The sequence below is a fragment of the Paracidovorax sp. MALMAid1276 genome (genome assembly GCF_049198005.1).
Lineage (GTDB): Bacteria > Pseudomonadota > Gammaproteobacteria > Burkholderiales > Burkholderiaceae_C > Acidovorax.
Genome location: NZ_JBMIRS010000253.1, coordinates 1 through 3,606, shown reverse-complemented (window position 1 = coordinate 3,606; position 3,606 = coordinate 1). Strand labels below are relative to the sequence as shown.

3 protein-coding genes are annotated in these 3,606 nt (G+C 66.8%); 2 read left to right on the top strand and 1 reads right to left on the bottom strand.

Annotated features, from left to right (window positions below):
• Window positions 1-117 precede the first annotated feature (117 nt).
• A complete protein-coding gene (locus ACOQFS_RS21305; protein ID WP_421564810.1) occupies window positions 118-1,749 on the bottom strand; it encodes an HD domain-containing phosphohydrolase in 1,632 nt (543 codons plus the stop codon).
• 95 nt (window positions 1,750-1,844) lie between these two features.
• Between ACOQFS_RS21305 and ACOQFS_RS21300 the strand changes: the two genes are divergently transcribed.
• Both ACOQFS_RS21300 and ACOQFS_RS21295 read left to right on the top strand, forming a co-directional pair.
• The gene (locus ACOQFS_RS21300) at window positions 1,845-2,822 is read left to right on the top strand and encodes a rhodanese-related sulfurtransferase (protein ID WP_421564809.1); all 978 of its coding nucleotides are present in this window, start codon (window positions 1,845-1,847) and stop codon (window positions 2,820-2,822) included.
• A 14-nt stretch (window positions 2,823-2,836) separates the two neighbouring features.
• On the top strand, window positions 2,837-3,511 hold the full coding sequence (locus ACOQFS_RS21295) for a glutathione S-transferase (protein ID WP_421564811.1): 675 nt from the start codon (window positions 2,837-2,839) through the stop codon (window positions 3,509-3,511).
• Window positions 3,512-3,606: the final 95 nt, after the last annotated feature.

Below are 3,606 nucleotides of genomic sequence, written 5' to 3'. Positions count from 1 at the left end.
GCCCCGGCTGCTTGCATGGGCACGAGCCCATGCGGCGCATCCGAGGCATCCACTCATCCCGATTGCGCTCCAACGCGATCCCCTGGGAGATCGTAAACACGTTCTAAAGCACTCCCGTCAGGCGAAGCCGAGCGCAGCGATGTCCACCGCGTCCACCTGCCCGGCCTCCAGGAATTCCTGCGCATAGCGCAGGTACACGCCCTCTCGCACGAACACCTCGAACAGGTCGGGGTCGATATGGCCGTTGTCGCGCATCTTGCGCATGATGGCCAGGGCCTGCGACAGCGGCATGCCCCGCTTGTAGGGCCGGTCGGCCGCGGTGAGGGCTTCGAAGATGTCGGCGATGCCCATCATGCGGGCCTGCACCGACATCTGTTCGCGCGTGAGGCCGCGCGGGTAGCCCTTGCCATCCATGCGCTCGTGGTGGCCGCCCGCGTACTCGGGCACGTTCTTCAAGTGGCGCGGCCAGGGCAGCGTCTCCAGCATCTTGATGGTGGCCACAATGTGGTGGTTGATCACGTCGCGCTCTGCCTGCGTGAGCGTGCCGGAGCGGATGGTGAGGTTCTCCACCTCTTCGGCCGTGAGAAAGCTGGTCTGCACGCCCTGGGGGTTGCGCCAGTGGCGCATGGCGGCGATGTCGCGCACGCGCTGCTGGTCCTCGGGGCGCATGGCTTCGGTGCCGGTGTTGCAGCGGCGCAGAAACTCGCGGTCTTCCTCCAGTGCGTGGATCTCGTGCTGCAGCGCCTGCAGCTCCTGGCCCTCGGCACGCGCGTCCACCACGGGGCGCAGCGCCAGCTGGCGGCGCAGGGCGGCCAGCTCGGCGTCGCGCTTCAACACCTCAAAGCGCGTGTCGACCAGTCCGATGCGGTCGTAGATGGTCTGCAGCTTGGTGGCCTTGTCCACCACATGCACGGGCGTGGTGATCTTGCCGCAGTCGTGCAGCATGCCCGCCATCTTCAGTTCGTAGCGGTCGCGGTCGCTCATCGCAAAGCCAGCCAGCGGCCCTGCGTCGGTCGCATGGGCTGCCTCGGCCAGCATCATGGTGAGCGCGGGCACCCTTTGGCAGTGCCCGCCGGTGTAGGGCGACTTTTCGTCGATGGCCAGGTTGATGAGGTTCACGAACGACTCGAAAAGGCGCTCGAGCTGGGTGATGAGCAGCCGGTTGGTCAGCGCGATGGCGGCCTGCGAGGCCAGCGACTCGGCCAGGCCCTTGTCGGCCTCGGAGAACGTGGTGACTTCGCCCGTCTCCCAGTGCCGCGCGTTGATGAGCTGCAGCACGCCGATCAGCTCGTGGTCGTGGTTCTTCATGGGCACGGTGAGGAACGACTGCGACCGGTAGCCCGTGCGCCCGTCAAAGGCGCGAGTGCCCGAAAAGTCGAAGCCTTCGGCGCTGTAGGCATCGGCAATGTTCACCGTGCTGTCGTGGATGGCGGCATAGGCGGCCACCAGCGAGTCGTTGGGCGCGCCATCGGGATGGCGCAGCGGCAGGTGCGGAAAATCGATCGGCTTGCCGGTGGTGCCGCCCAGGCGAATGCCCAGCGAGTCGGTGCGCAGGATCTCGAACTTGAGTGCGCTGCCGTCTTCCGTCACGCTGTAGAGCGTACCGCCGTCCGCGCCGGTGATGGCCTTGGCGGCTTCGAGGATGTTTTCCAGCAGCCGGTCGATGTCGCGCTCGCGCGAGAGCGCCGCCCCGATGCCGTTGAGCTGCTCCAGCCGTCGAAACAGGTTGACTGTGGATTCCTGGGCCATATGAGATACCTTGGGACGCAGCGTTGGTACCCGACATCGTAACGAAAAGTGACCGCTATCATCAGCCCCCTCCCCATCGCTTTTTGCACTGTTTCGTGGACTCGGTCACGCCCAGCTACCTCACCGCCGCCCTCTACCAGTTCGTCGATCTGCCCGACTGCGCCGCCCTGCGCGCGCCACTGCAGGCCCTGTGCGATGAGAAAAACGTGCGCGGCATGCTGCTGCTCGCGCCCGAGGGCATCAACGGCACCATCGCCGGGGCGCCCGCTGATGTGCATGCCGTGCTGGCCTGGCTGCGCAGCGATGCACGGTTTGCGGCCCTGCAGCACAAGCAAGCGCTGGGCGAGCGCCAGCCCTTCTACCGCATGCGCGTGCGCCTCAAGCGCGAGATCGTCACCCTGGGCGTGCCGGGGCTGAACCCCGCGCGCAATGCCGGCACCTATGTGAAGCCCGAAGACTGGAACGCACTCATCGACGACCCCGGCGTGGTGGTGGTGGACACGCGCAATGACTATGAAGTGGGCATCGGCACCTTTGAACGCGCCATCAACCCGCATACGAAGAACTTCGCCGAGTTCCCGGCCTGGGTGGAACGCGAACAGCAGCCCGGCGGCGTGCTGGCCGGCAAGCCCCGCGTGGCGATGTTCTGCACGGGGGGCATCCGGTGCGAAAAATCCACCGCCCTGCTCAAGTCGCAAGGCTTTGGCGAGGTGTACCACCTCGAAGGCGGCATCCTCAAATACCTGGAAACCGTGCCTGTAGAAGACAGCCGCTGGCAGGGCGACTGCTTCGTGTTCGACGAACGCGTGTCGGTGGGCCATGGTCTGGCACCGGGGCACCACCAGCTGTGCCGATCCTGCCGCATGCCGCTGGGCGCGGCCGAGCGGGCGCACCCACACTATGTGCAGGGCGTGAGCTGCCCGTATTGCCACGGCACGCGCACGCCCGAGCAGGAGCGCGCCCTGGCCGAACGCGAGCGCCAGATGCAGCTGGCCGCCCGGCGTGGCGAGGACCACCTGGGTGCGCAGCAACCCGGCGCAACGCGCAAGCTATCTACAGCCAGCAAGCCATGAGCAACCAGCAAGGCATGACCACCCTGCCCGTTCTCTACTCCTTCCGCCGCTGCCCCTACGCCATGCGCGCCCGGCTGGCCTTGGCCGTGAGCGGCCAGGCCTGCGAGCTGCGCGAAGTCGTGCTGAGGAACAAGCCCGAGGGCCTGCTGCAGGCGTCCCCCAAGGCCACGGTGCCGGTGCTGGTGCTGCCCGGTGGCGAAGTGCTGGAGCAGAGCCTGGACATCATGCTGTGGGCCCTGCGGCAGCACGACCCCGAAGGCTGGCTCACGCCGCGCGACGGGAGCATGCAGGACATGCTGGCACTGATCGCCGAGTGCGACGGCCCGTTCAAGCAGGCGCTGGACCGGTGCAAATACCCGAGCCGCTACCCCGATAGCGATGCCGCAACCGCGTGCACCGTGGCAGTGCAGTGGCTTCAGACGCTGGAAGCCCAGTTGGCAGGGCAGGCGTATCCGTATCTATATGGCCCTCAGGCATCCCTTGCCGACATGGCGACAGCGCCTTTCGTGCGGCAATTTGCGGGCATCGACGCCACCTGTTGGACGGCCCAGCCCTGGCCAGAGCTGCAGGCCTGGCTGGCCCGGTGGCAGGCCAGTGCCCTGTTCAACAGCGTGATGCACAAGCTGCCCCCGTGGGTGGACGGCACCCAGGGCGTGCCGTTTCCTCACCCTGCGGCGGCGGCAGAGTGATTTCCCCACACCCCTGAGAACGTGTTTACGATCTCGCAGGGGATCGCGTTGGAGCGCAATCGGGATGAGTGGATGCCTCGGATGCGCCGCATGGG

Bases quoted from the DNA above. Each gene is read 5' to 3' on its own strand.
- ACOQFS_RS21305 (WP_421564810.1), bottom strand. From the start codon at position 1,749: ATGGCCCAGGAATCCACAGTCAACCTGTTTCGACGGCTGGAGCAGCTC.
- ACOQFS_RS21295 (WP_421564811.1), top strand. From the start codon at position 2,837: ATGACCACCCTGCCCGTTCTCTACTCCTTCCGCCGCTGCCCCTACGCC.